General features: G+C 57.2%; 17 protein-coding genes and 2 pseudogenes. 12 read left to right on the top strand and 7 right to left on the bottom strand.

All coding sequences use genetic code 11. The features are described 5' to 3' along the window. The first annotated feature begins 24 nt into the window (after positions 1-24). The 4 genes from V3W39_RS21180 (at position 25) to V3W39_RS21165 (ending at position 5,762) form a co-directional block, all read left to right on the top strand. Positions 25-1,548 carry a 5'-methylthioadenosine/S-adenosylhomocysteine nucleosidase family protein gene (locus V3W39_RS21180; protein WP_330213283.1) on the top strand — a complete coding sequence of 508 codons (1,524 nt, stop codon included), beginning with the start codon at positions 25-27 and terminating at the stop codon, positions 1,546-1,548. A gap of 141 nt (positions 1,549-1,689) precedes the next feature. After that, the gene (locus V3W39_RS21175) at positions 1,690-3,465 is read left to right on the top strand and encodes an SIR2 family protein (protein WP_330213282.1); all 1,776 of its coding nucleotides are present in this window, start codon (positions 1,690-1,692) and stop codon (positions 3,463-3,465) included. A 46-nt stretch (positions 3,466-3,511) separates the two neighbouring features. Further along, positions 3,512-3,868, top strand: coding sequence for a hypothetical protein (locus V3W39_RS21170; RefSeq protein ID WP_330213281.1), 357 nt, complete (start codon positions 3,512-3,514; stop codon positions 3,866-3,868). Between the two features lie 925 nt (positions 3,869-4,793). After that, positions 4,794-5,762 (top strand): toll/interleukin-1 receptor domain-containing protein, encoded by a 969-nt coding sequence (locus V3W39_RS21165; protein WP_104502850.1) that lies wholly within the window; start codon positions 4,794-4,796, stop codon positions 5,760-5,762. Between the two features lie 65 nt (positions 5,763-5,827). Here V3W39_RS21165 and V3W39_RS21160 read toward each other — a convergent pair whose 3' ends face one another. Together V3W39_RS21160 and V3W39_RS21155 are read right to left on the bottom strand one after the other, a co-directional pair. Beyond that, positions 5,828-6,670 (bottom strand): hypothetical protein, encoded by an 843-nt coding sequence (locus V3W39_RS21160; RefSeq protein WP_330213280.1) that lies wholly within the window; start codon positions 6,668-6,670, stop codon positions 5,828-5,830. A gap of 2 nt (positions 6,671-6,672) precedes the next feature. Beyond that, on the bottom strand, positions 6,673-7,995 hold the full coding sequence (locus tag V3W39_RS21155; RefSeq protein ID WP_104502848.1) for an AAA family ATPase: 1,323 nt from the start codon (positions 7,993-7,995) through the stop codon (positions 6,673-6,675). Positions 7,996-8,181: 186 nt separating this feature from the next. On the opposite strand from V3W39_RS21155, the pseudogene V3W39_RS21150 reads away from it, so the two are divergent. Beyond that, positions 8,182-8,367: pseudogene (locus V3W39_RS21150) on the top strand (transposase); the annotation flags it as partial. 178 nt (positions 8,368-8,545) lie between these two features. On the opposite strand, the pseudogene V3W39_RS33825 reads toward V3W39_RS21150, so the two are convergent. From V3W39_RS33825 to V3W39_RS21135, 3 genes and pseudogenes are all read right to left on the bottom strand, one after another. Next, positions 8,546-8,748, bottom strand: a pseudogene (locus tag V3W39_RS33825) (hypothetical protein); the annotation flags it as partial. 463 nt (positions 8,749-9,211) lie between these two features. Further along, complete coding sequence (locus tag V3W39_RS21140) at positions 9,212-9,685, bottom strand: hypothetical protein (RefSeq protein ID WP_330213279.1); 474 nt, start codon at positions 9,683-9,685, stop codon at positions 9,212-9,214. A 96-nt stretch (positions 9,686-9,781) separates the two neighbouring features. After that, entirely contained in the window at positions 9,782-10,822 is a 1,041-nt protein-coding gene (locus V3W39_RS21135) for a LacI family DNA-binding transcriptional regulator (protein WP_330213278.1), read from the bottom strand. Positions 10,823-10,960: 138 nt separating this feature from the next. Between V3W39_RS21135 and V3W39_RS21130 the strand changes: the two genes are divergently transcribed. Together V3W39_RS21130 and V3W39_RS21125 are read left to right on the top strand one after the other, a co-directional pair. Next, entirely contained in the window at positions 10,961-11,884 is a 924-nt protein-coding gene (locus V3W39_RS21130) for a TIM barrel protein (protein WP_330213277.1), read from the top strand. Positions 11,885-11,904: 20 nt separating this feature from the next. Beyond that, positions 11,905-13,074, top strand: a complete 1,170-nt coding sequence (locus V3W39_RS21125) for a Gfo/Idh/MocA family protein (RefSeq protein ID WP_330213276.1) — start codon at positions 11,905-11,907, stop codon at positions 13,072-13,074. 67 nt (positions 13,075-13,141) lie between these two features. On the opposite strand, the gene V3W39_RS21120 is transcribed toward V3W39_RS21125, so the two are convergent. Together V3W39_RS21120 and V3W39_RS21115 are read right to left on the bottom strand one after the other, a co-directional pair. After that, complete coding sequence (locus V3W39_RS21120) at positions 13,142-14,011, bottom strand: NmrA/HSCARG family protein (RefSeq protein ID WP_330213275.1); 870 nt, start codon at positions 14,009-14,011, stop codon at positions 13,142-13,144. A 34-nt stretch (positions 14,012-14,045) separates the two neighbouring features. Continuing rightward, the gene (locus V3W39_RS21115; protein WP_330213274.1) at positions 14,046-14,981 is read right to left on the bottom strand and encodes an NADP-dependent oxidoreductase; all 936 of its coding nucleotides are present in this window, start codon (positions 14,979-14,981) and stop codon (positions 14,046-14,048) included. Between the two features lie 102 nt (positions 14,982-15,083). Here V3W39_RS21115 and V3W39_RS21110 point away from each other — a divergent pair, with 102 nt between their 5' ends. The 5 genes from V3W39_RS21110 to V3W39_RS21090 all read left to right on the top strand — a co-directional run bounded on the left by V3W39_RS21110 (position 15,084) and on the right by V3W39_RS21090 (position 19,316). After that, a complete protein-coding gene (locus tag V3W39_RS21110) occupies positions 15,084-15,959 on the top strand; it encodes a LysR family transcriptional regulator (protein WP_330213273.1) in 876 nt (291 codons plus the stop codon). A gap of 295 nt (positions 15,960-16,254) precedes the next feature. Then, on the top strand, positions 16,255-17,046 hold the full coding sequence (locus tag V3W39_RS21105) for a hypothetical protein (RefSeq protein ID WP_330213272.1): 792 nt from the start codon (positions 16,255-16,257) through the stop codon (positions 17,044-17,046). Positions 17,047-17,086: 40 nt separating this feature from the next. Continuing rightward, positions 17,087-17,992 carry a transporter gene (locus V3W39_RS21100; protein WP_330213271.1) on the top strand — a complete coding sequence of 302 codons (906 nt, stop codon included), beginning with the start codon at positions 17,087-17,089 and terminating at the stop codon, positions 17,990-17,992. A gap of 32 nt (positions 17,993-18,024) precedes the next feature. Beyond that, positions 18,025-18,774, top strand: coding sequence for a DUF2092 domain-containing protein (locus tag V3W39_RS21095; protein WP_330213270.1), 750 nt, complete (start codon positions 18,025-18,027; stop codon positions 18,772-18,774). Beyond that, positions 18,771-19,316 carry a hypothetical protein gene (locus tag V3W39_RS21090; RefSeq protein ID WP_177133433.1) on the top strand — a complete coding sequence of 182 codons (546 nt, stop codon included), beginning with the start codon at positions 18,771-18,773 and terminating at the stop codon, positions 19,314-19,316. Before V3W39_RS21095 ends, V3W39_RS21090 begins: the two co-directional genes overlap by 4 nt. Positions 19,317-19,325: the final 9 nt, after the last annotated feature.

Genomic DNA, 19,325 nt, shown 5'->3' with positions numbered 1-19,325 from the left:
CTTATCAGCACTAGGAGCCTCTGGATGGCCAGCTTAGAAAAACAGTGCTTCCTGATCGCAGGGAGCATTTCGAAATCAACGGATCGAACACAGGTCGGACGGGCGCATCAGCTGGTTCGCGGCCTGACGAAAGCAGCGCTGGCTGAAAAGGCTTCACTGGTTGTCTATCTCAGCGGCGAGCCGAAGAATGAGCACGGCGACTCCATGGTATTCGATTGGACGATTGCCCGTGAAGTGGAGCAGTTGAGCACCCAGTTGGACGTTAAGGGCAGGCTGCACATCGTCACATCCCAGCGCTCCTTGTACAGCAAGATGGATGACGAAGGTCGTGAGTTGGTCAGCCGCCTGGTTGGCCAAAACATCGCCCAGATTGAATACGTAGATGACGACGTCGTCACGGGTGGAAATATTCGCGACGCGCAGCTGGATCTGGCGACTGCCATGATTGCCATCAGTGGAGGCAAAGGCGTTCTCGACCGTGCCCAACGCGCGCTCAAGCTTAAGCTTCCAGTTTTTCCTTTTGACATTGATGTCGGGGCATTCTGCGATGATGGCCCGGGTGCCCCCCTGCTCCACCGGCAGTTCACCCAAAATCCAGCCGCCTACCTGCCTCATACCGGGGAGAGCGTTCGTCGCAAGATGCTTGGGCTATCAGCTCAACATACCCTGGGTGACCTCCAGCCACTGGCCGACAAAACCATTCAGCTCTTCGTTGATGAATTTGCGGCGAAGGACGCGGCAGCGTCCCCGGATGTCCTGGTGCTGACCGCGTTGCCTGTCGAACTGGCCGCAGCTAAGCATGCCCTTGGCATCGATGAAGACGATTACGGTTTTCAGAGCGAGCACGGCATCCATGTCTGGCGAGTCAAGGTTGAAGGCCGGAACGGCCCTCTCACCTGTGTTGTAGCGTCGTTCAACGGTGCCGGAAATACCCAGGCATCAGCAGTGACATCAATGCTCATTTCCGAATTCCGACCCCATGCGGTGTTCATGATGGGCATCGCTGCCGGGATGCGATCGAAATTGAAGCTCGGCGATGTGATCTTGTCCGAGCGCGTAGTTGCTTATGAAGGTGCTGCCGCGCTTTCGGGCGGTGTCATGGTTGCGAGGCCAGACATGTCCAAGCCCGAGTTCAGAACCCAACAAGACATGGGGGCTTACCTTGCCCGCGGTTCCCGCTTAGCACGCCTAGCACGACACGCTGAGTCCGTGGGACTGGTGTTCCCGCCTTCATCAGCCGCCGGCGAAGTGTCAATGGCCCTGAACCCAACACTCACCACGATTGCGGCAGGCGAAAAGCTCGTACGCGATGAGCAGCTCTTCAAGAAAATGCAGGAGCTGCATGGCAAGGTGTGTGTCGCTGAGATGGAGGCCCACGGTGTATTTGAAGCCTGCTCTAGACATGAAGTCCCCGCTCTGGTGATTCGAGGGATCAGTGACCATGATGACCACCTCAAGGACGATGCACTTCATTATGTGGCATCGATGGCCGCGGCAGTCGTGACTGCTGACTACATCGCTCATGGGCTTATCTTGCACCGCAAATAGGTCGATTTGCGATTGGCTGGAGATGCAGCAAGTCGTCACCAGCCACCGTCGCTGCCACCGACCGACACGGATCTGACTACTCTTAGATAAGCCGATGCTCGTGCAGAAACCTCACCTCCCCGCTGAAATTTAGGAATGTGCATGACCGCTGCCAGCAGTGATTCAACAGCCCAAATCGCGTTTTCAATGTTTGAGAACAAAGGCGTCTACGCAGTGCTTCTTGGCTCGGGCGTATCACGCTCGGCGGGCGTACCGACCGGCTGGGAAATCACCATGGAGCTGGTGAAACGATGGGGCATAGCCTCTGGTGCCGGCGAACAGGAAGATTGGCTCGCGTGGTACGTAGGTCAAACAGGAGAGCAGCCCAATTACTCCACGTTGCTCGAACGCCTGGCGACAACCCAGACTGAACGGCGAGCGATCATTCAAGGCTTTCTGGAACCTAGCGAAGACGAGTTAGAGGATGGCCTTAAACTGCCTACCCCCGCACATCGAGCGATCGCTGCGATGGTCAAAGCGGGTCATGTACGCGTGATCATCACGACGAACTTCGACCGACTCATGGAAAATGCGCTGCGAGATGTCGGCGTTGAGCCAACTGTCGTCAGCTCAGAAGACACCCTCGCAGGAGCGGAGCCACTCACTCATGCGTCCTGCTACATCCTGAAGATCCATGGTGATTACAAGGATGCCAGGATCCTCAATACCGATGGGGAGCTGGGCAAGTACCCGCCAGCGTTCAATACGTTGCTTGACCGCATCATCGATGAGTTTGGGCTGATCGTCGCGGGCTGGTCAGGTGAGTGGGATCATGCGCTGAGGGCGGCGTTTTTGAGGGCGCCCTCCCGTCGCTACCCGACCTACTGGCTTTCGCGAGGAAAATTGAGCGAGCGTGGCCAAGAGCTCATCACTCAGCGGCGCGCCAACATCGTGACGGGCCTGGATGCCGACACCTTCTTCGATGGGCTGAACCTCAAACTGGAAACCATCCAGCAATCCCGCCTGCAGAACCCTGCCGGCATCGAGCTGACTCTCGCTATGGCCAAACGCTTTATGGCCAGACCCGAACACAGGATTCAGCTCGATGATTTAGTGACCAGCCAGGCTCATCAAGCGATCAGCCATCTGGCTCCTCTCTTCGCAGAACGACCTCAGGGCAGCACGTCCAAGGATTTTACCGACCTGGTTGAGATCTACGAAGCGACCATCGAGCCACTAGCACGCCTTTGTGCAGTGTTAGGGCGATGGGGTGCAGGTGTTGAGCATACGATCGTTTTGGATGCGATCAAGGGCCTGCACGCTGCGTCTCAGGTCGAGCAGTCAGGGTGGGTAGCTGGACTTGCATTGAAGAGTTACCCGATAGCACTTGTTACCTATGCGTATGGCATGGGACTTGTGCGGGCCAATCGCCTGAGCGAGCTAAACGAGCTGTTTAACACGACACTTATCAACCGGCGCGAAATGCCTTTCCCTGTGGGACTTGATCTATCACCGTTCTACGTTGAGGGAGCCAATGGCCTGTTTGAATTATGGAAGAGCTTCGAAGACCAAAGTAGAGCTCTTACCCCCTTGTGCAACCGACTCCATGACCGTCTTACGCCTCGGTGGGCGCCTGACTTCGCAGGTCTGCAGGATCACGGGCTGCTTTACGAACGGTTTGAGTTTTTCAGTTTCCTGTTCTTCTGCGAGCAACGCGGAGTCAGTGAAGAATCACTCGCGGATGCGGTGAAAAACCACGGTTTCAAGAAAATCGCATTGGGCCGGCTTTCCTGGCATTCAGAGACCATCAACCGCTTCGCTCACGAATATGCGACCGAAGAGTACAGGGCCCCGCTGCTGGCAGCAGGGTTCGCACTTGGGTCGCAAAGCTACCTGGAGCAAATGCTTGAAGGACTGAAGCGGCTGTCCAGGTACTGACGCCTCACGCATTCCAATTAATGCAAATACGATTCAAATGGGGTACATGCGTTTGCTGGTGAAAACCCAGGACAAGTTTGGATTCTGGCAGCGGGCATCGAGGGAGGTGATTTATGCGTTCTTCATCGGGTCACTGCCACTCCTGGCCACCACCTCACCAGAAGAGGTGAGCGTTTTGGTGACCGCGCTACTGACCGCACCCGAGCTCATGGCTTACTACGTGTACCTGCTCATAGCATTCGCTATCGTCAGCATCTTCACGCTTAGGGTGACGTTTCGATCCTTTCACCTCATTGGAAGGTCGCGGGAAGTGCACACGTTCTTCATCAGCGTAGGAGGTAGCTTGCTGACTGCCCGTAGGGCTGCGTTGGGGGCGATGATTGGTGATCTGCTTGTATGGTGATACCGAGCACTTGATGACGTGAGTGCAGGAGGAGTACATGCAGTGATCAACTACGCCTCCTTGACCCTGATGTTCTGCATTGGCCTTGCGTGGACAGATGAGACCCTCAGAGACCCGCATACCGTTAGTAGCTACAAATGATGGTGGCTGCCAGCAACTCCAGCACAAATGCCTGGCGCGCGGTCATCACGTGGGTTAACCCAACGACAGACTGAGAAGCTCTGATGACCAAAAACCTCTGTCCCTGCAAGCCCGAGTTTTCGGCCAATGGCTACTGTTTGGCCTGCGACGGTACCAAAATCAAGAATGCTAACAGAGAGAAAACGCTGAATAGCAATCTGCTCCGGCGCATTCCTAGCTGGGAGGAATACCTGAGCTTTGATGGCGCCCATTGCCACCAGCTATGGGCGAAGCTTGATGATCATTGGCGATGCCCGTGCTGCGAACGGACACGATACCAATTGCTACGTTGGACGATGCTTTACCCGAACAAACCGCATAGGCGAGAAGGCTGGGCTGTAGGTCTCCATACTCACCATGACCATGGAACCGACCCTTACGTACGAAAACCGCTTCCTGGAGAACCTCATCGGATCACCACATTTGCTCCCGTCATCATCTGCGAGCAATGCAACAGTGCTGACGGCACGGTTAAGAGACGCCTAGGCCTTCCACATTCCTTTACATTTGCGCCACTTGAGATCCGTCAGTTCGTGTGGCCAACGCCTCACGGCAAGCACATCATTCATTACGAGCGAGCCAAAATGATCTACGACCATGTCACGACTCGAGCACCGTTGTTTTTTGGCTAACAGGTTCAACTGAAGGGCATCCAATCAGCAGTCAAACCAAGCCCACGTCTGTACTTCGCAGCCAAGCTGCCCGTAAGATTGACATCGCACCTATCCGAGTAGGAGTGACCCTTTTGCCGAACGTGTTCTTTTCTTATTGCCATGCTGACGAGGCGCTGCGCGACCAGCTGGAAAAGCAGCTTTCGATGCTCAAGCGCCAAGGCGTCATTGAGACTTGGCACGACCGCAGAATCGGAGCAGGTCAAGAGATCGATGTTGCCATTGATGATCACATCAACAGCGACGAAATTATCCTGTTGCTGGTAAGCCCCGATTTCATCGCTTCCGACTATTGCTACAACATCGAGATGGCTCGCGCGATGGAGCGCCATGCCGCTAAAGAAGCGACTGTCATTCCTGTGATTCTTCGCCCATGCGATTGGCATCATGCCCCCTTCGGCAAGCTGCTTGGTACGCCCCAAGATGGTAAGCCAGTGACCCTTTGGCCTGATCGGGACGAAGCATTTTTGCAGGTTGCGAAGGAGGTTCGGAAGGCCGCCGAGCGACGCAGCCGTGGCCAACCGAACACTGCTCCGCGAGCTGAACGCAACGATTTCAATGGAGGTTCAGCGCCCTCCCTTATCGCCCCGGCTGGCCCTAGGTCGAGTAACCTTCGAATGGCTAAGAGCTTCACCCAGCTGGACAAAGACCGCTTCTTGCTCGACAGCTTCGAGTACATCGCCCGCTATTTCGAGAACTCGTTGCTGGAGCTCCAAGCGCGCAACTCAGGGTATGAAGGGGTGTTCCGTCGGATAGATGCAAATCGCTTTTCTGCGAATATCTACAAGGACGGCCACGACGTTGCAAAAGCGGCAGTGTTTACCGGCGGCCAGATGGGCGCCGGTATCTACTACAGCCATGGAGACTCGTTTGGCGGCGGCTCGTACAACGAGGCGCTCACCGTAAATACGGACGACCAATCCATGTACCTGAAGACCTTCGGCATGGCGTTCCACACTCGGCAAGACCAGAAGCTTTCCCAAGAAGGCGGTGCCGAGACGCTTTGGGGCCTTCTCATCGCACCGCTACAACGCAATCGGTAAATCATTGCTGGGTGCGAATTAGCCAGAACCCAGGGGGCACCTGGCCTTGACGCTAAATAGAGACATCAATCAAGCAACCCCCACTCTCTCAAAAAATAGCGTTTCATCCCAGCAAACGGCTTATCGTCCGAAGCATGCAATCGAACACGCGCCAGCAGATCTTTTCTTTTTTCAACAGTAAAGTTTGCACCCTGAAAAACAAGCGCTAAAGTTTCAAGTTCATAATACGCATTCCACCTGAGCCTTAGTAACTCTTCTCTATTCAGCCCCAACATATCAACAGCTGCATCCACTACCCTAGTTGATCTAGCAGTAGAATTTGATACCAACCATACTTCCTTTGTGGCCGGCTTCGGGTCCCACGAAAAGTCCAGCTCCGGATCGTTCAAGTAGGGATTTAGAAGATTCGCATCTTCGACCAAAAACAACCCAGACACATCTAGATCACTCGAAGTCACCGGATCAGGACAAAGACTTTTTATCAACTGGGCAAGCGCATTAGAGTCAGTTGGCAAAATAGGCGGGACTACTGGAGAGGGAAGTTTAGGCCCGGAAACAAAAAAATTATCCCCCTTATAGACCTGATTGCACACCTGACAGCTGAACGTATAGTTATCATAACAATAAGCCAACCACCAATACTCACTTTTCGGCCGAAAATGCTCGACATCACCATGAGCTACAACCGCTGTATCCGCCTCACAATATGCACATTTACTGTGAGACTCTTTTTTTAATTGCGGCTTGGCCTTACGCCAAACCTGACGGTTCTTGAACTTAAAACTTACTTTCCCAGTAGCGCCATCCGAATAATAATAACCCAGTAACTTGCTCAATTTTTTCTGGAGGTATGACCCCGTATAACCTTCTAGTCCTTTTCTGGTTCTAATGCGGACAATTTTAATCATCCCTAGCCCTCCAGGCTTTTAACAACCGCCCGTATTTTTGAGGCAGACACAGAGGGACGCTTTTTGCCACGACTGATAGACGAGCTTATTTGATCCAGAAGTTTTTTTTGAGCCAACGCGTACTCAGGGATCACATCCCAATCCGGAGCATCCTTCAGAACCTTTTCCATTCGATGAAGCTGTTGTTGCTCGACAGTGCTTAAGGGGGCGGATCTGGCACTCAGTTCCCGAACCACAGTGCGGGCTTTTTCCACCTCCACGGAATCCAAAGTTTCCAATCCGAACATGGGGCTCATTAGCAACTGGTGCAGCATCATTTTTCGAGGTTCACCCTGGAACGGAACCAAACAGGGGGCATTGGTTTGCCCGTCTCGACGAATCACATAGAGTTCACCTTCCCCGCTTTGTTGAGCTGTCAACGCTGAGTGTGTCGTAGCAATGAACTGGAAATTTGGCAACGTCGTGGAAAGAAAATCCACCAGACGACGACGCCACACTGGATGGAGATGCAGATCCAGCTCATCAATGAGCAACACCCCCCGAGCTAGCAGGGGATCTTTCCGATCGGGAAAAGCTTCAGTCACTCTAAAAAGAAGATCCCCGCACCACGCAGCCATGTTCTGATATCCATCAGATAGCTGACTCAAAGGTACTTCACCGTCTACAGTTTTAAAAATAATTTGCCTCAGGTCTCTATCAATACGCGCAAATTCCATACCTGGAAGGAGTTGATTCAATGCCTGGCTCACCGCACCAATTGATTTTCTACCTTTGCGATAGTCAAGATCCATTGCCCATTGCTCCAAGGATATAAGCGAGGCGTCAGGAGAAAACATAGTAGCCAAGCCTTGGGCGCGAGGATTACGTGATCGCTCCTCAGGAAAAGTTGATCTAGAATTTGCCAAAGTTGGTCTTCGTGAAACGCCGTAACCGAGCACAAAATAATTTCGCTCTGCCTTAAACAAGGCATTATCCAACGCCTCTAGAGACGCATGATTCCGATTGAAAATACTTCGAATTCCATCACCTCGGTGAATCTCTAAAGCAATTTCACGAACCTCACCTTTCGCGGTAACTAATGTGCCTTCAATTCTGCACTTTTTGGCACCATTACGGATCCAGATGTCTGGCTCCCCCAAAAGCTCTGGCAAAGCATCACTCCCGGAAAGCAGTAATGCGATAGCACGTAGCACAGAGCTCTTTCCGCACCCGTTTTCACCCAACAAAAGAGTCCAACGCCTTGCTTTACTTCTAGGCGATCGAAAGTCAAGCTCGATAGACTTTATTGAGCGTACATCATGAAGTGCAACTCGTACTAAAAACATCTGTCCCCCTTCCAGTGCGTGCCTCTTCAGTTTACACAAGTTTCAACTGACTCATTGAGCATTTCATGATAGCCGCTTTGGACTCTCACTCTCGCACAACGGAACACATAGCTTTCTGTTGACAGTGTACCAGTACAATCAGCGCGCGCCTCTCCGAATCGTCCTCCACAAGCCGATGACTAACAGATGCTCAATGGCGTGTTCTGGATGTTTTGCTCCGGTGCGACCTGGCGAGACATGCCTGAGCGATACGGCCCTTGGTCTACTGTTTATCAGCGGTTTAGACACTGGTGTAGCCAGGGCATCTTCGACAAGATGCTCAAGCGCCTACACGTCAAACTCAACACTCAGGGTCTGATCGACCTGGACACCTAGTGTATTGACTCAACGGCATTCAACTAGGTCGAAAACACAATCAGGCCATGGGCGCTTGGGTCTTCGAACTGGCTCTTCGCAGGATCACTGCGCAGTGGTAAACGGGCGGCGGCGATCATGAGCCTGATCCAGTCGGCGCGCATGAGTGGGCCCCCCTACCACCTTGGTATTCCCCCCGGGGATCCCCCAGTAGTCGTTGAGCTTTTTTAGCAGCACCAGCAACACGGCTGTTTTGGCCAGCGCCTTCTCTTTGCGATGAAGTTCGCTCTCAAGCTGCTGGATACGTTTCTTGTCCTTGCGTATCTGCTCGCGCTCTTCCTTGCTCAGGACTTTCTCGGGCTGCATGCCGCGGATGAAGGACTGCCTGTTGGCGCTGATGCGATTTTGACGCAGGCTACCGGAATTCATTGACCCACCCGAGTACTCAAGAAATGATTACCTTGCGGGTGATTTCGGAGGCTGCGTGTGGGTCAGTCAAAATCAGCAACCTGGGTCAAAATCGCATCAGCGCCGACACTCTAGGCAGCTTGGGTTTCTGATCCAGTACACGGAGGCGCGCTGAATACCAGCCACTGCCATACTGGAGCCCGTCGGAGATCGCCATTCGCGATCACTAGCCTAGTCGGTGCAAATGTGGGCAAAACTGGGGGCACAATTCGATTTTTTCTGGCTATAACTACCGTTTTAGAGCCCAGTCAAAATGTTTTTTGGGGATCCTGACAGTCTATAGAGGCTGCGTGAGGTTAAGGCACACGCCATCGCTCCCCCACTGAAACGTGGGAGCGATCAACCCGAAACTTCCCCCTTGCACGACTATGAATGAGAAGAACTGTATAAAAAGCTACTCTCTGACCTGAGAAAACGTAACCACTGGACCGTATTCCTGATCAGATATTATCGCTTGCACACAAAACTTCTTTTCTGGAAATTTACTCAGCAACACCATCCTCCATGACTGGGCAATAATCCTGCACAGCTGTTCATACACGGCTTCATCCACCCTGTCAGTGCAGCCGCCAAACACGTCATACAGATGCATATGGTTCAAAAGCTTCTCAACCGCCACCACATCGTTATTACAATTTTTCATCCAACTGGAGTACGCCTCAACAGTAAATCCACTTTCCAGAAATACCCCCGACTCATGAAAAACAAAATCTGGATACAAGACCTTGCAAAACATCAAGGCATCTTCAGGGTGTACAACATCACTGATATAAGACAACCCATCCAGCTCGGACTGATCCCGCCACTGGCTTTTCCACTGCTCGTACTTTGGAGAGCTGACAGAATCTATACTGTTAATTATTTTCATGGGACTTCCTCTGCGCTGACGCTCCGTGGAGGTTTTTTGCTTGACGGTGATTGTGCCCTGAGCGATCCATCTGGCAAATCGTTGCGACCATAGTCACTAGATACTCTCGCTGACATCAATTTGTATGGGCACTATCACCCTGTCGACAAGGCTGGAGCCCGATACCGCGGCGACCAGAGCGTTCACTGCCTGCTGTGCTACCTCCACCACCGGATGAGAGAGCACCGCCTGCACCAGATCAGCTTTCAGCGCTTCCCGGGTCAGCGGCGTCAGGTCATGACACACCACCACCGGAAGCCTGATCTTCTGCTGCTTGAGTTCGCGCAATGCACGCAGCACCCCAGCGACACCACCGCCGGCCACGTACAAGGCGGCGAGGTCGGGCTCCCCGCTCAGTAAATCCAGCGCGTTGCCATAGGCGAAATCATCGTCCTCAAGGGTCAGACGTGAGGCGAGTAACTCCCAATCCGGTGAATGATGGGACAGGTAGCTGCGAAAGCTCAGCTCACACAACTCCTGGCACTGGAAACGCTGGCTGCTGACCATCACCACTGCCGAGCCCGGCTGCCTTGCCAATCGGGTGACGAACCACCCCGCTGTGCGTCCCATCAACCGATTATCGAGGCCGACGTACGCTGGGCCGGCCAGTTCCGAAATCAACGCGACCACGGCAACGCCCGCGCCCTGCAGGCGGGCGATGGCCTCACGCACCAGCGGATGATCGACGGCCACCACCCCAACGCCGTCGACTTGTTCACCCATAGCCTGGATGCGCTGCGCCACCGTTGCCGGGTCAAGGTCGTCCAGGTAACCGATGACCACACGGATGCGCGCCCGCGCGAACATGGCCGAGGCGTTGGACAGCGCTTGTGCGAGCCCTTGGTAGAACGCCACGCCACTCTTCTGCAACAGGAACCCCAGCCGCACCGTCGGCTTGTCATTCAGGACCCGTTGTTCGATGACCCCTTTGGCATGGAAGCCCAGGCGTGCCGCCGCCGTGGCAATGCGATGCGCCGTGTCGGTACGCACGTCTGCACGCAGATTCAGCACACGGTCGACGGTGGAGAGGCTGACGCCGGCTTCGCGCGCGACATCCGCCATGGTAGGGCGCAGTTTTCGACGAGGCTCTTCTGACATGTTTTGACATCTCTTTTTCGCAATCATGAAGGGTTTTGACAGAGTTATCCAGCCTCCCGTAGCGGTGCTCCACCCCCCTGAAATAGCATCGTCACAGGCTGAACAGTCCACTCATAACAAAAACACCGGAGTGTATCGATGACCATCCACATCTCTACGGCGCCCTGCTGCTGGGGCGTCGACGATGTAAAAAATCCTTATCTGCCAGCGTGGCGCGACGTGCTCGGTGAAGCCAATGAAGCGGGCTATCGCGGGATTGAGTTAGGCCCCTATGGTTACTTGCCGCTTGACGCAACGGTGGTGGCAACAGCCCTTGGCGAAAACCGCCTGCATGTGGTGGCCGGGACGATTTTCGATGATCTGGTAAACCCCGCGAACCTGCCGTCGCTGCTCAGGCAAACCCGCGATATCTGCGAATTGCTCAAGCAACTGCCGCCCATCGACAAAGAGCCCGGGCAGCGCTTTGCCGGCCCTTACCTGGTGATCATCGATTGGGGCCATGAGGACCGTGACTACGCTGCCGGCCATTCAGCGCTGGCTGAACGCCTGGATGATGGCGCATGGCAAACCATGATCGAGCACATCCGGGCCATCTGCCATATCGCTTGGCATGACTACGGCATTCGCCCGGTCATTCACCCGCACGCCGGGGGTTACATCGAGTTTGCCGACGAACTGGCGCGGCTGGTCGAGGACATTCCCCACGACGTTGCCGGGCTCTGCCTGGACACTGGGCACCTCTACTACGCGGGCATGGACCCGGCGGCATCGTTGCGCGCCTACGCCGATCGGCTGGACTACATCCATTTCAAAGACATCGACCAACGCGTATTCGACGAGGTGATGAAGCAACGCATCAAGTTCTTCGACGCCTGTGCCAGGGGCGTGATGTGCCCCATCGGTCGCGGCGTTATCGATTACCCGGACCTGTATCGCCTTATCCAAACCCTGGGCTACGAGGGCTATATCACGGTCGAGCAGGAACGCGACCCTCGAAACGCCAATGGCAGCCTGGAAGATGTCCGATCCAGCCGCACCTACCTGGCAACCGTCGGTTTCTGACCCCACACGAGGCACACCCCATGATCAACGGCAGCAAACGAATCCCCCAACCCATCCGCTGGGCCATGGTCGGCGGCGGCAGCCAGAGCCAGATCGGCTACATCCACCGCTGCGCCGCACTGCGTGACAACACCTTCGCACTGGTGGCGGGCGCATTCGATATCGATGCGGCGCGTGGCCGCGAATTCGGCGAGCAACTGGGGGTCGAGCCCGAACGCTGTTACGCCGATTACCTGAGCCTGTTCGAACAGGAAGCCCGACGGCCAGACGGCATTCAAGCGGTGTCGATCGCCACCCCCAATGGCACGCACTACGCCATCACCAAGGCAGCGCTGGAAGCCGGGCTGCACGTGGTGTGTGAAAAACCCCTGTGTTTTACCGTCGAGCAGGCCGAAACCCTGCGCGAACTGTCGCATAAGCAAAACCGCATCGTCGGCGTGACCTACGGGTATGCCGGCCATCAACTGATCGAGCAAGCCCGGCAAATGATCGCCGCCGGTGAACTGGGCGACGTGCGCATGGTGCACATGCAGTTCGCCCACGGTTTCCATAGCGCGCCGGTAGAGGCCCAGAGCCAGGCGACGCAATGGCGTGTCGATCCGCGTCAGGCAGGCCCGAGCTACGTGCTGGGTGACGTCGGGACGCACCCGCTGTACCTGTCGGAAGTGATGCTGCCTGACCTGAAAATCAAACGCCTGATGTGCAGTCGGCAAAGCTTCGTTGCCAGCCGCGCGCCCCTAGAAGACAACGCCTACACCTTGATGGAATACGAAGGCGGCGCGATGGGCATGGTCTGGTCGAGCGCGGTCAATGCCGGCTCCATGCACGGCCAGAAAATCCGCGTCATCGGCTCTCGCGCCAGTCTCGAATGGTGGGATGAGCGCCCTAACCAATTGAGCTTCGAGGTCCAAGGGCAGCCCGCACAAATACTCGAGCGCGGCATGGGTTACCTGCACCCCGATGCACTGATCGACGATCGCATTGGCGGCGGGCATCCGGAAGGTTTGTTCGAAGCCTGGGCCAATCTCTATTACCGCTTTGCCCTGGCCATGGATGCGACTGCCCGCGCCGATACCCAGGCCCTCAGCGCGGTGCGTTACCCGGGCATCGACGCTGGCGTCGAAGGCGTGCGGTGGGTCGAGCGCTGCGTGCTGTCGGCCGACAACGACTCCGCCTGGGTCGTCTACTAAGGCGGTATGGACCGAGTACGGGGCGGACATGTTCACCAAAGCATGATTCGCCCCCTGCCCCGACCGTTTATGCCTGGGCAATCGCCTCGCGAACGAAGTCTTCATAGGTGCGCAATGGGTGCCCAATGATGGCCTCCAATCGCTCCACTGTTCCGTCAGCGGCTTGCATGCCGAACACCTGGATACCCGCCATCATCAGGCGCATGTCATACGCCAGCCAGGCCGGACCGTACGAAGCCAGCTGCCCCTCGAAAGCGGCTACATCATCACCGCCATAGGCGACCTCACGCCCCAGGGCTGCACTCCAGGTCTTTGCCACGTAGGCGCCAGTCAGTGCTTTCGGCCCCACCAACTCCAGCGTTACACGATCGAGAGCAGAAGATGCGTTGTCGCGTCTCAGCAGTTCTGCCACGGCGACATCGGCAATATCGCGCGCATCGATCATCGAGACGCCGGCCGAGCCGATTGGCATCGGGTACACCGAGTAGTTCTGGATCGTCTGCCGGACCATAAGGTCGTTTTGCATAAAGTAAGCGGGCCGCAGAATAGTCGCGGGAATGTCGAGGCTTTCGATCATGCGCTCAACGGTTTGCTTGCCGGTGAAGTGCGGAACATTGGTGAACTTGTCGGCATGAATCACCGACAGGTAGACAATGCGTTCGATGCCAGCTTCCTGGGCGAGGTTCAGCGTGATCAGCGCTTGCGTCACCTCATCGGGCGTCACCGCGTTGAGCAGGAACAGCGTGCGCACCGACGACAGCGCGACGCGCATCGACGCGACATCGGTGAGGTCTGCAACCACCTCAGTGACGCCGGCCGGAAATTCGCGCTTACCGGGTTGGCGCACAAGAGCTTTGACCTCGGCCCCCGCGTCGGCAAGCCCCTGAGTGATGAGTGAACCAATGGTGCCCGTGGCGCCGATAACAAGAATGCTCATGTTTGAATCTCCTGCAGTGGATAGTTAGGGTGAGTCAGCGAGAGAAGTCGGCCACGACCTTGCCGGTTCCTGAAGCGCTGCGATTGCGTTCGATGGCTTGCGGGATGTCACTGAAACCGACGACCTCGCCAATCCGGGACTGCAGCGTGCCGCTGGCGACTTCCTGGGCCAGCGTCTCCAGCAATGCCGGATCTGGCTTGTTCATGAACCAGAGGCCTCGGCGATTCGCCGGTGTGCGCGCCAGAATGTCGGGGGATGAGGTGCCAACAATCACGCCGTTTTCCGCCAACACTTGCCACGAGCGATCCAGTACCTCTCCCCCGACGTAGTCGAGCACCAGGTCGATGCCCTGGATGACGTCCTCGAAACGCTGGGATCGATAGTCAATGACGTGGTCCGCACCCAGGCGGCGTACATACTCCAGGTCAGCCGTACCGGCTGTTGCGAAGACTTCAGCGGCGGCGCGCTTGGCGTATTGCACGGCATAGGCGCCCAATGCGCCCGCCGCGCCGTGAATGAGGATTTTCTGGCCGGGGTGAATCGGCCCGGCGTGGTGAAGACTCTTCCAGGCGGCGACGGCGGCGACGGGAATCGCCGCAGCCTGGACGTCGTCCAGGGTTTCAGGCGTAGGGGAAAGACTCGCTTCACTGACGGTCACGAATTCGGCGTACGCGCCCAGCTCACCCATCGCGCCCATGACTCGATCGCCAACACGAAAGCGCGTGACACCGGCACCGACCGCCTCGATGACGCCCGCCATTTCGGCGCCGAGGACGATGGGCAGTGGCAGCGTAAAGGCACTTCGCACCAGGCCTTCACGGACCTTCCAATCGATGCCGTTCACGCCGGCGGCTCGAACGCGAACCAGCACCTGGCCTAGTGCTGGTTCAGGCTTTTCGATCTCGGCCACTTGCGCGGCGTCAGCGCCGCCGTAGGCTCGGATCAATACAGCGCGTTGCAGTGTGTTCATTGCAATTCCTCGTCTTGCGTTGCGATGACGAGAAGATAGGCTGTTGCACAGATAAAGCAGAGACACCAAAATGCAGACACTTCGTTTCAAAAATGGAACACCATGAACCTGAACGCGCTGATCGATTTCATGCTCGTCGCAACGAATGAGGGGCTGGGGAAGGCAAGCCGTGCGAGCGGTATCTCGAAAGCCACCTTGTCGCGACGAATCGCCGACCTGGAAGAGCAACTGGGCGTGAGGCTGATCGAGCGCAGCGCTCGCGGCCTGAAGCTGACCGAAGCCGGCGAAAGCCTGATGGCCCGCACAGAAGGCCCGTTGGGCGAGGTGGCCGAAGCGATGAAGGCCGCCCGTGAGGGCTTATCGATACCTCGCGGACGCCTGCGTGTGGCCTCCCCGGTGCTGTTCTCCCAGCTTGCGATGGGCCGTATCGGCGTCGAATTCTGTAGCGCCTACCCAGAGGTCGAAATCGAAGTCGCGGCAGAGGATCGCCTGGTCGATCTGGTCGAGGAACACTATGACGTCGCGATTCGGGTCAACCCGAGCCCGGACAGCCGTTTGGTCGGCCGCTGCTTCGCCAAGGACCGGCTGGTGGTTGTGGCGGCGCCTGAAGTGCCCAAGCCTATGCCCGGCGCAATCAGGCCCGTGCCCTGCGTCGTAATGTCGAGTTTTCAGCCCACCCACTGGAGTCTCGATGGTGGGCAGTTGATCCTGGATCCGATCCCCAAGCTGCGGTTCTCTTCGTTACTGATGGTTCGCGATGCGGCTATCGCGGGCGGTGGCGCAGCGTTGATCCCCCAGTCCATCGCCTGGAACCAGCTTGCCCGTGGCGAGTTGGTGCAGTGGGGCACGGTCTCGGGTGAAGAGCCGGCACTCTGGGTATTGCATACATCCAGGCGCCTTGCTGCGCCGAAAGTTCGCGCTTTCGTCGACTTCATGTGTGCGAAATATCCGGACATGTCGTTGGTTCTGAAGGGTTAGAGGGCCGGAACTCGGTAGATGGGCGCCACATTTGCGAAACTCCTTTGTCTTACTCGGCTTGGAATGTCCGCTTTTGGCCGAGCGCTGTAAGTACGTCTGCTCGATCTCGTTGTAATCCTCAAAGAGCCCGTGATAACTCCCGCACAAACCAACTAATTCTTTCGGTTAACTAGCGAGTCTGGATTTTGCTGCTAGCTTAAAACGACATGTCCTACAAACAAGTTCGAATAGGGGCAGCCCCTTAGCCTTCATCAATGCGCTATCGGGTTTATTTCCAGGGAATTGGGGAGCCACCATGCTCAGGTCACCGTCTGTCCCGGCAATTTTGCTGGCGGCTTTAGTGTTGCCCGCGTCCTGGGCGTGGGCCGATAACGCCGACACGGCCAACAAGAGCAATAACCCGCTGAACCTCGCGCCGGGTGCGAATCTGCAGGATTACTACAGCCCCAGGCTCTTCGACACCAATGCCCACACCAATGACCTGTTGCTGCGTGGCACATTGCCTATAGCGCCGTCGGATGTGCTGGGCGTACCGCAACTGTTGCGCGCTACCCTGCCCATCAGCACCCGGCCGGATCCCCATAGCGGCTACAGCACCGGGATTGGCGACCTGAACCTGTTCGATATCTTCCTGCTCAAGACTGAAGGCGTGCAACTGGGCATCGGCCCGCAAATCACCGCGCCCACCGCCGAGCACGACGAACTGGGCACCGGCAAATGGCAGGCCGGCCTGGCCGCCGTCGCCATCGATGCCTCCCCAAGAGGACTGCTCGGTGCGCTGGTGCAGTACCAAAGTTCGTTCGCCGGCGACCGCGGCCGGCCCCATGTCGAAAGCGCCACGTTCCAGCCGTTCATCATGCATAACCTGCCCAAGGGCTGGTACCTGCGCTCCACCGGCACCTGGACCTTCGACCTGAAAAACGACACTCACTACATTCCCATCGGTTTCGGTGCCGGCAAGGCCTGGAAAGCCGGCGGCAATATCTTCAACGCGTTTTTAGAACCGCAATGGACCGTCGCCCGCAAGGGTGATGACTTGCCCCAATTCACGCTGTTCGCCGGGATCAACGTGACGTTTGGAAAATAAGGACTGTTTGAGCGTGCTGGTATTTAGAAGGAGTAGAGCCATGGCTTCACGTAGTCAACTGAGTGCGTTAACGGCCGCCACGCTGGCACTGTTGCCAGGGATAGGGTTTGCCGACAATGCCAGGGATTGGCAGAACACCCCGACGGACCTGAACATGGTGTTCGGCTACTACAACCGGATCGACACCAACACCCCGATCGACACCACGCTGCCGATCACCGGCCTGTCGTTGAATGCCGACCTTTACCTGTTCCGTTTCGCCCGTTCGTTCGGCATCGACGGGCGCAGCAGCGCCATCCAGTTTATCCAGCCTTACGCCGACGTATCCGCGTCCTTCGACAATGCGCAGTACTTCAGCGGTACCAAGCGCAACGGCGGCATGGGCGACACGCAGATCGTGTTCGCCCATAACATCTTCGGCGGCCCGGCACTGACGGCCCAGGAGTTCGCCAGCTGGAAACCCGAGACGTTCCTCACCGGCGCGCTGTGGATGACCATGCCCACCGGTGACTACGATAAAGACCGTGTCATCAACATCGGTTCCAACCGTTGGGTGTTCAAGCCGGAGCTGGGCTTCGGCACGCCCATCGGCCCGACCTGGCTTGAAATCAACACCTACGTCTCGCTGTTCGGCGACAACAAGGACTACCACGGCGACAGCAAGCTGGAGCAAAAACCGCTGTACGCCATCGAGGGTCACTACAGCTACACCATCAACCGCGCGCTCTGGGTCTCGCTGGACGCCACCTACAACCGGGGCGGCGAAAGCCGGATCGACGGCGACTGGCAAGACAACAAACAGGAAAACGGCCTGCTGGGCGCCAGCCTGGGGTTCATGCTGTCACCGCAATTTGGCGGCCTGATTGCCTATAACGATACGGTTTCGGAGCGCACCGGGTCGCCGGATGTGAACACCTGGACGTTCCGCCTGCAGTACGTCTGGTGAGAGCCACTTTCATGGAATGAACGGAGTGCGCCATGTCCCGTATGCATCTCGCGCGTTTACTGCTGACAGGCCTGCTGGTGAACGCCCACACCGTCTGGGCCGACGAACTGGAACCCAAGGCCCTCACCGCCCTGGAGCAGATGGGCGGCTACCTGCGCAGCCTGCAGCAGTTTCGCATCGACGCCCACAGCCACACCGACCAGGTGCTGGATAACGGCCAGACCATCGAATTCAGTCACCAGACCCGCCTCGCGGCGATGCAGCCGGACAAGCTGCAAGTCTCGGTGGAAAGCGACGGTGAACGCCGCAGCCTGTTCTACAACGGTAAACGCTTCACCCTGTACGACAGCCGCAGCGGCTACTTCGCCAACCAGGCCGCGCCGGCGAACATTGGCGGTCTGCTCGACCAGTTGAGCGAACGTTATGGCATCGAGTTGCCCCTGGCCGACCTGTTCCGCTGGAACCCCGGCACCGCCAGGGAAGTGGGCATCAGCAACGCCGTGTTGATCGGCAGCGAAACCATCGACGGCCAGACCTGCACCCATTTCGCCTACCGCCAGCCGGACATCGACTGGCAATTGTGGATCCGCCAGGGCGCGCAACCCTTGCCGTGCCGGCTGGTGATCAGTCGCCGCGACACCGCCGAACATCCCCGGCACAGCGTCAATTACCTGTGGCAACTCAACAGCCCACCCGCGCCCAAGGATTTTGAGTTCACGCCCCCGGCCGGCGCCCGCGCGGTGCCCTTGCAGCAGTTGGAGCCCCACGGAGAGCAGCCATGAAAAGCACTTCGGCGCTACTGACCGCGAGTTTGCTGCTGATGCTGTTCGACCCGCTGGCTGCCCAGGCCTGGCAAGTGCGTGGAGGTGGTGGTGCACGCACGTTCGTGGTGCCCCATGGCGGCGGTGGCGGTTACCGCCCGCCGATGCCTGCGCCGCACCCGATGCCCGCACCCCGGCCGATGCCGCCAATTCCTGCGCCGCACCCGCAGCCCCATCCTCAACCAGGGCCGCATCCCGAGCCTGGCCCGCATCCATATCCAGGGCCACAACCCGGGCCGCATCCGATGCCACCGCCACCGCCGCCACCTCCTCCTCCGCCACCCCACGGAGATGACTGGTACCACCCATGGGCCGCCGCTGCCGTCGTCGGCGCAACCACGGCGACCATCCTCGCCATCGGCACCCGGGTCACCACGGTGCCGGTGGATTGCGTCTCGGTGGTCGCCAATGGCGTGGCCTACCAGCACTGCGGGCCCACCTGGTACCAGCCGCAATACGTCGGCAGTTCCGTGCAGTACATCGTGGTCGCCGCGCCCTGGTGACCCACCGTT

It is taken from the genome of Pseudomonas sp. Z18(2022) (assembly GCF_036346535.1).
In the GTDB taxonomy this organism is placed as follows: Bacteria; Pseudomonadota; Gammaproteobacteria; order Pseudomonadales; family Pseudomonadaceae; genus Aquipseudomonas; species Aquipseudomonas yamanorum_A.
This window is presented reverse-complemented; position numbering and strand designations above follow the sequence as displayed.

Coding starts and splice junctions, on each gene's coding strand:
- V3W39_RS21180 (WP_330213283.1), top strand. CDS start 25: ATGGCCAGCTTAGAAAAACAGTGCTTCCTGATCGCAGGGAGCATTTCG.
- V3W39_RS21175 (WP_330213282.1), top strand. CDS start 1,690: ATGACCGCTGCCAGCAGTGATTCAACAGCCCAAATCGCGTTTTCAATG.
- V3W39_RS21170 (WP_330213281.1), top strand. CDS start 3,512: ATGCGTTTGCTGGTGAAAACCCAGGACAAGTTTGGATTCTGGCAGCGG.
- V3W39_RS21160 (WP_330213280.1), bottom strand. CDS start 6,670: ATGATTAAAATTGTCCGCATTAGAACCAGAAAAGGACTAGAAGGTTAT.
- V3W39_RS21155 (WP_104502848.1), bottom strand. CDS start 7,995: ATGTTTTTAGTACGAGTTGCACTTCATGATGTACGCTCAATAAAGTCT.
- V3W39_RS21140 (WP_330213279.1), bottom strand. CDS start 9,685: ATGAAAATAATTAACAGTATAGATTCTGTCAGCTCTCCAAAGTACGAG.
- V3W39_RS21135 (WP_330213278.1), bottom strand. CDS start 10,822: ATGTCAGAAGAGCCTCGTCGAAAACTGCGCCCTACCATGGCGGATGTC.
- V3W39_RS21130 (WP_330213277.1), top strand. CDS start 10,961: ATGACCATCCACATCTCTACGGCGCCCTGCTGCTGGGGCGTCGACGAT.
- V3W39_RS21125 (WP_330213276.1), top strand. CDS start 11,905: ATGATCAACGGCAGCAAACGAATCCCCCAACCCATCCGCTGGGCCATG.
- V3W39_RS21120 (WP_330213275.1), bottom strand. CDS start 14,011: ATGAGCATTCTTGTTATCGGCGCCACGGGCACCATTGGTTCACTCATC.
- V3W39_RS21115 (WP_330213274.1), bottom strand. CDS start 14,981: ATGAACACACTGCAACGCGCTGTATTGATCCGAGCCTACGGCGGCGCT.
- V3W39_RS21110 (WP_330213273.1), top strand. CDS start 15,084: ATGAACCTGAACGCGCTGATCGATTTCATGCTCGTCGCAACGAATGAG.
- V3W39_RS21105 (WP_330213272.1), top strand. CDS start 16,255: ATGCTCAGGTCACCGTCTGTCCCGGCAATTTTGCTGGCGGCTTTAGTG.
- V3W39_RS21100 (WP_330213271.1), top strand. CDS start 17,087: ATGGCTTCACGTAGTCAACTGAGTGCGTTAACGGCCGCCACGCTGGCA.
- V3W39_RS21095 (WP_330213270.1), top strand. CDS start 18,025: ATGTCCCGTATGCATCTCGCGCGTTTACTGCTGACAGGCCTGCTGGTG.
- V3W39_RS21090 (WP_177133433.1), top strand. CDS start 18,771: ATGAAAAGCACTTCGGCGCTACTGACCGCGAGTTTGCTGCTGATGCTG.